Origin of the sequence: Streptococcus sp. S1, assembly GCF_034137685.1 — a bacterium.
In the GTDB taxonomy this organism is placed as follows: Bacteria; Bacillota; Bacilli; order Lactobacillales; family Streptococcaceae; genus Streptococcus; species Streptococcus dentalis.
Genome location: NZ_CP139418.1, coordinates 1,966,758 through 1,973,130, shown reverse-complemented (window position 1 = coordinate 1,973,130; position 6,373 = coordinate 1,966,758). Strand labels below are relative to the sequence as shown.

Annotated in this window: 7 protein-coding genes and 1 tRNA gene; 7 read left to right on the top strand and 1 reads right to left on the bottom strand. The window is 38.4% G+C overall.

The features are described from left to right. The first annotated feature begins 6 nt into the window (after positions 1-6). Positions 7-80: transfer RNA gene (locus SM121_RS09715), tRNA-Asn, on the top strand. A gap of 94 nt (positions 81-174) precedes the next feature. On the opposite strand, the gene SM121_RS09710 is transcribed toward SM121_RS09715, so the two are convergent. Continuing rightward, on the bottom strand, positions 175-1,530 hold the full coding sequence (locus tag SM121_RS09710) for an aspartate kinase (protein WP_320910914.1): 1,356 nt from the start codon (positions 1,528-1,530) through the stop codon (positions 175-177). Positions 1,531-1,770: 240 nt separating this feature from the next. On the opposite strand from SM121_RS09710, the gene fabM reads away from it, so the two are divergent. From fabM to fabD, 6 genes are all read left to right on the top strand, one after another. Continuing rightward, on the top strand, positions 1,771-2,562 hold the full coding sequence (fabM, locus tag SM121_RS09705) for a trans-2-decenoyl-ACP isomerase (RefSeq protein ID WP_037608326.1): 792 nt from the start codon (positions 1,771-1,773) through the stop codon (positions 2,560-2,562). A 96-nt stretch (positions 2,563-2,658) separates the two neighbouring features. Next, positions 2,659-3,093 carry a fatty acid biosynthesis transcriptional regulator FabT gene (gene fabT / locus SM121_RS09700; RefSeq protein WP_320910913.1) on the top strand — a complete coding sequence of 145 codons (435 nt, stop codon included), beginning with the start codon at positions 2,659-2,661 and terminating at the stop codon, positions 3,091-3,093. After that, on the top strand, positions 3,093-4,067 hold the full coding sequence (locus tag SM121_RS09695; protein ID WP_223325660.1) for a beta-ketoacyl-ACP synthase III: 975 nt from the start codon (positions 3,093-3,095) through the stop codon (positions 4,065-4,067). Before fabT ends, SM121_RS09695 begins: the two co-directional genes overlap by 1 nt. Positions 4,068-4,125: 58 nt before the next feature. Continuing rightward, complete coding sequence (locus SM121_RS09690) at positions 4,126-4,350, top strand: acyl carrier protein (protein WP_003003892.1); 225 nt, start codon at positions 4,126-4,128, stop codon at positions 4,348-4,350. A 114-nt stretch (positions 4,351-4,464) separates the two neighbouring features. Further along, positions 4,465-5,430: an enoyl-[acyl-carrier-protein] reductase FabK gene (gene fabK / locus SM121_RS09685; RefSeq protein ID WP_037608323.1), complete on the top strand. Its 966-nt coding sequence runs from the start codon at positions 4,465-4,467 to the stop codon at positions 5,428-5,430. A 22-nt stretch (positions 5,431-5,452) separates the two neighbouring features. After that, positions 5,453-6,373, top strand: a complete 921-nt coding sequence (fabD, locus tag SM121_RS09680; protein WP_247920033.1) for an ACP S-malonyltransferase — start codon at positions 5,453-5,455, stop codon at positions 6,371-6,373.

The window sequence follows — 6,373 nt, the reverse complement described above, 5'->3', positions numbered from 1 at the left end:
CTTGATTCCGCCATAGCTCAGTTGGTAGTAGCGCATGACTGTTAATCATGATGTCGTAGGTTCGAGTCCTACTGGCGGAGTATAGAATAAAAGAGATCAAGTAATTGATCTTTTTTTTACTTTTCATTTTAATGTTAATTAAAGCTCCGTTTAGTTAACGGAGCTTTTCTCTATTTAGTTATTTGGGAAAAATGCTTGATATAAGGCTTTAATTGCTTTTTCTTCTTGATCTTTACTTACAACGAATATAATGGAAACTTCACTAGAACCTTGCGAGATCATTTGAATATTCACTTCATTTTCTGATAGTGCTTTGGCTGCAGTGGCAGTAACCCCTACCTGACTCTTCATTTTCTCACCAACAATCATAATGATAGAAAGATCATGTTCAATTTCGGCTGTGTCAACTTCTAGCTTTTGTGTTAATTGTTTCAGAATCTCTTGTTCTTTGATTGGAGTCAGTTCACGTGAACGCAAAATGATGGATAAATCATCAATTCCTGTTGGCATATGTTCCCAACTGATATTGAGATCTTCTAAAATTTGAAGGACTTTTCGACCAAAACCGACTTCGCGGTTCATAAGGTATTTTGTAGTGTTAATACTAACGAATCCTGAATCACCTGCAATCCCTACAACAGTCACATGATCATTTGAATGTTCCAAAACAATGCGGGTTCCAGGGTGGTCTGGATTATTTGTATTTTTAATGACTAATGGAATTTTACCTCTGTATGCTGGAACAAGTGCTTCATCATGTAAGACTGAAAAACCAGCATAGGCTAATTCACGCATTTCTTTGTAGGTTAATTCAGGAATAGAATGTGGGTGTTTAATAATACCTGGATGTGCTGCAAAAATACCATTTACGTCTGTAAAGTTTTCGTATAAGTCTGCTTTTACACCTGCTGCAATGATCGATCCAGTAATATCAGATCCACCACGAGAAAATGTACAAATATCACCATCTTGAGTAACACCAAAGAATCCTGGAATGACAATCACTTCACTTGAGTCTTTTAGTTCTTCAATTTTATCGTAACTAGATGGTAATATACGAGCGTTGGAAGGTTCTGCAGTGACTGTAATTCCTGCCTCTTTTGGATGGATGTATCTTGCTTCTAATCCATTTTGATTGAAATAAGCAGCAATGAGTTTAGCATTGTTATTTTCGCCTGCTGCTAGGAATGCATCGTATGTGAATGGATTCCCTTTTTTAGGTAAATTTGTTAAATCACAGATATCTTCAGCAATTTCTTGAATAATAGAATCTTTGAGACCCAATTCTTCTGTAATGGCCCGATAACGTTCAATAATCCACTGTTGTGTTTGTGTGACATCCTTATCTGAAGTAAATTCTTTATAATACCGGATCAGAGCATCTGTTACTTTTGTATCTTCAGCGTTGCGTTTGCCTGGAGCTGATACAACTACAAATCTTCTTTCTGGATCATCTTTAATGATATCAAGTACTTTTGTTAATTGAGAAGCTGATGCTAGAGAACTTCCACCGAATTTAGTTACTTTCATATTTTCTCCTTAATAGTTTCATTAATACATTATACCAAAGTTCAGTTATTGATACAATGTATTTACAGATAGGGCATAAAATAATTGATTCTGTAGAGGAGAGAAATTGTAATTATTCAAATTTTACAATTTTGTTACATCTTATAGATATATTTTACTATTTTACTTTTTTGTGGTATGATATGTTATAATTCAAAAGTTTTAATATCAAAATATTTTATATTTAAATAAAAGGAGTCTGTGATGTTTGAAACAATTTTGTATTCTGTCGAAAACGACCTCGCGACAATCTCTTTAAATCGTCCTGAAGTATCCAATGGTTTTAACATTCCAATGTGTCAGGAAATTTTAGCTGCCCTGGAAGATGCAGAAAAAAATGAGGAAGTAAAATTCATTATTCTATCAGCAGAAGGGAAAATCTTTTCAGTTGGTGGAGATTTAAGCGAAATGAAACGCGCAGTCGATGCGGATGATATCGAGTCTCTTGTTTTAATTGCTGAATTAGTTAATACGATTTCAAAGAAAATCAAGCAATTGCCAAAACCGGTTATTATGGTGGCAGATGGAGCGGTTGCTGGAGCAGCTGCTAACATTGCGGTAGCTGTTGATTTTTGTATTATTAGTGATCGTACTAAATTTATCCAAGCCTTTGTTGGGGTTGGTTTAGCACCGGATGCGGGTGGGTTATTCTTGTTAGGAAAAGCCATTGGCATGTCTCGGGCTACTCATTTAGTAATGACGGGTGAAGCCTTGACTGCTGAAAAGGCATTTGATTATGGCCTAGCTTATCGTGTTTGTGAATCTGAAAGACTCGATAAAACGGTTGAGCAATTGCTAAAAAAATTAAGAAGAGGATCTTCAAATTCTTATGCTGCCATGAAAGAAATGGTTTGGGAAGCATTCTTGAAAGAATGGGACCAATATGCGGGTCTTGAATTGGATTTGCAAAAGAAACTAGCATTTACAGAAGATTTCAAGGAAGGGGTTATTGCCTACTCTGAGAAACGTCGGCCACAATTTAAAGGAAAATAAATTTGTAATTTTTCTATGTTTTGTGAAAAAATGCTTGCAAATTATTTTCATTTTTGATAAAATTTGACTATCAAAGTAAAATTAGGAGGTGGAGTTTTGAATTACCAATTAGTTAACGACTATTTAACATCCATCTTTAATAATGTTTTGGTTATTGAGGAGTCGAGCCTAAGAGCAAGTCGATTCAAAGATGTTTCTATTAAAGAAATGCATACGATCGATGTGATTGGTTCGACACCGAATGCAACCCCGAGTGATATTTCACGGGAGTTGATGGTGACTTTGGGGACTGTCACGACAAGTTTGAATAATCTTGAGCGCAAAGGGTATATCGAAAGAAGAAGATCGGAAGTTGATCGCCGGGTTGTACACTTGAGTTTAACGAAGAACGGTCGTCTACTTTATCGTCTTCATCAGCAATTCCATAAACGGATGGTCAACCAGATTATTGGAGATATGAGTCCCGAAGATAAGAAAGTGATGCAAAAAGGATTGCAAAATCTGTATCGTTTCTTGGAGGAAATTAAATAATGGTCTTTGCTAAAATTAGTCAAGTTGCTCATTATGCACCTGACCAAGTCGTATCAAATGATGATTTGGCTGAGATCATGGATACAAGTGATGAATGGATCAGTAGTCGGACAGGTATCCTTCGGCGTCACATTTCAAAAGATGAGACGACAAGTGATCTAGCAACAATTGTTGCACAAAGATTATTAGCAAAAGCAAACTTAGATGCTGAGGAAATTGATTTCATCGTTGTTGCTACGATTACTCCAGACAGCTTAATGCCATCAACTGCAGCCCGGGTACAAGCTAATATTGGAGCTTCTCGAGCTTTTGCCTTTGATCTGACTGCAGCATGTAGCGGATTTGTATTTGCATTAGCCACTGCTGAAAAATACATTTCTTCAGGTATGTACCGGCGAGGAATTGTGATCGGTAGTGAGACGCTTTCAAAAGTATTAGACTGGTCAGACCGTTCCACTTCAGTCCTTTTTGGAGATGGAGCTGGTGGTGTCTTGCTTGAAGCAAGTGACCAAAAATCGTTTTTGGCTGAAAATCTTTTTACGGATGGTAGCCGAGGTACTAGTCTTGAGTCTTGCTATTTGGGTCTCTCTTCCCCATATTCAGAGGAAGTTTCTGATCGAAGATATCTGACGATGGATGGACGGGCAGTTTTTGATTTTGCCATTCGTGATGTCACGAAAAGTATTCAAAAAATTATAGCAGACGCCTCTATGGAAGCAGAAGAGATTGACTATTTTCTGTTACACCAGGCGAATGACCGAATGTTAGATAAGATGTCAAAAAAACTGGGTGTCTCTAGAGAGAAAATCCCAGCAAATATGATGGAATATGGGAACACTAGTGCTGCTAGTATCCCCATTCTATTATCGGAGTGTGTCGAGAATCATCGAATCAAGATGGATGGAAGTCAAAAAATTCTTCTAACAGGATTCGGTGGAGGTTTGACATGGGGCACACTTCTTGTTACAATCTAGTTAAACATGTGGAAACACATTTTAAAAATTTATATATTATTTTTTAAGGAGGCCTATCATGGCAGTATTTGAAAAAGTACAAGAAATTATCGTTGAAGAACTTGGTAAAGAACCATCAGAAGTAACTCTTGAATCTACATTCGAAGATTTAGAAGCAGATTCATTGGATTTGTTCCAAGTTATCTCTGAAATTGAAGATGCTTTTGACATCCAAATCGAAACTGAAGAAGGATTGTCTACAGTTGGTGACCTTGTCGCTTACGTAGAAGAAAAAACAAAATAATGATAGATGAGAGTATCGAAAGATATTCTCTCTTATTTAGGTAATAGTTTGAGGCTCAAAGAAACAATCTTTTAAACTCAAACTATTACTTAAGTGAAAAAAGAGGTAGGTATAATGCAAACACGAATTACTGAACTATTGAATATTAAATATCCAATCTTCCAAGGTGGTATGGCCTGGGTTGCTGATGGAGACTTGGCTGGAGCCGTTTCAAATGCTGGTGGACTCGGAATTATTGGTGGTGGTAATGCCCCTAAAGAAGTGGTAAAAGCTAATATTGATAGAGTAAAACAAATCACTGACAAACCATTCGGTGTTAATATCATGCTTTTGTCACCATTTGCAGATGACATCGTCGACCTCGTTATCGAAGAGGGTGTTAAGGTTGTTACAACAGGTGCCGGAAACCCAGGTAAATATATGGAGCGTTTCCACGAAGCTGGAATTACAGTAATCCCAGTTATTCCATCGGTAGCACTTGCTAAACGTATGGAAAAACTTGGAGCTGATGCTGTTGTCGCAGAAGGTATGGAAGCTGGTGGTCACATTGGTAAATTGACAACCATGGCACTTGTTCGCCAGGTTGCGGATGCGGTATCTATCCCAGTTATTGGTGCTGGTGGTGTTGCAGATGGACGTGGTATGGCTGCTGTTCTTATGCTTGGAGCAGAAGCTGTTCAGGTTGGTACTCGTTTCGCTGTTGCTAAGGAATCTAATGCACACCAAAACTTCAAAGATAAGATTTTGAAGGCTAAAGATATTGATACTGTTATTTCAGCCTCAGTTGTTGGACACCCAGTTCGTGCGATTAAGAATAAATTGGCTACAGAATATAACCAAGCTGAAAAAGATTTCTTGGCTGGTAAGAAGACTCAAGAGGAAATTGAAGAGCTTGGTGCAGGTGCCCTTCGTAACGCTGTTGTTGATGGAGATGTGGAATATGGTTCAGTTATGGCTGGACAAATTGCAGGTCTTGTTCGTAAAGAAGAAACATGTGCAGAAATCTTGGAAGACCTTTACACAGGTGCTGCCAAGGTGATTAAAGAAGAAGCTGCTCGTTGGGCAGATGTAAACGTCTAAAAACGTCGAAAGGATTAGGATAGTGACAAAACGTGCGTTCTTATTTGCTGGTCAAGGGGCTCAGAAATTGGGCATGGCGAGCGATTTGTATGCGGCTTATCCCGTTGTTAAAGAGACATTTGATACGGCTAGTCGTATTCTAGGCTATGATTTGCGTGAATTGATTGATTCTAACGAAGAAAAACTGAATCAGACACGCTATACTCAACCAGCTATTTTGACAACGTCAGTAGCCATTTATCGTCTCTTAGTAGAAAATGGTATCACTCCTGATATTGTTGCCGGTCTCTCTTTGGGGGAATATTCTGCCCTGGTTGCGGCTGGAGCTCTTTCGTTTGAAGATGCAGTAGCTTTGGTTGCGAAACGAGGTGAATTCATGGAAACGGCAGCTCCCGCTGGAAGTGGGAAAATGGTTGCTGTTATGAATACAGACCCAAGTTTGATCGAGGAGATTTGTCAACAAGCATCCGAAAAGGGTGTAGTAACACCAGCTAACTACAATACGCCAGCACAAATTGTGATTGGTGGTGAGGTTGCGGCTGTGGACTATGCTGTGGAACTATTGCAGGAAGCAGGTGCCAAACGCTTGATCCCTTTGAATGTGTCAGGTCCATTCCACACAGCTTTACTTAAATCAGCTAGTCAAAAATTGGCGGCTGAACTAGAAAAAGTATCATTTAATGATTTTGATCTTCCTTTAGTTGGGAATACAGAAGCTACTATCATGAAGTCAGAAGATGTGAAAGCACTTTTGGCCCGTCAAGTAAAAGAACCGGTTCGTTTCTATGATTCAATTGCTACGATTCAAGAATTTGGTGTAGATGAGGTCATCGAAATTGGACCTGGAAAAGTCTTGTCAGGATTCTTGAAGAAAATTGATAAAACTCTTCCAACTCATAACGTCGAAGATCAGGCTAGTCTAGATGCACTTCTGAATGCTTAA

What these genes read in the sequence shown, in the direction of transcription:
- SM121_RS09710 (WP_320910914.1), bottom strand. Translation starts at nt 1,530, where the DNA reads ATGAAAGTAACTAAATTCGGTGGAAGTTCTCTAGCATCAGCTTCTCAA.
- SM121_RS09695 (WP_223325660.1), top strand. Translation starts at nt 3,093, where the DNA reads ATGGTCTTTGCTAAAATTAGTCAAGTTGCTCATTATGCACCTGACCAA.
- SM121_RS09690 (WP_003003892.1), top strand. Translation starts at nt 4,126, where the DNA reads ATGGCAGTATTTGAAAAAGTACAAGAAATTATCGTTGAAGAACTTGGT.
- fabK (WP_037608323.1), top strand. Translation starts at nt 4,465, where the DNA reads ATGCAAACACGAATTACTGAACTATTGAATATTAAATATCCAATCTTC.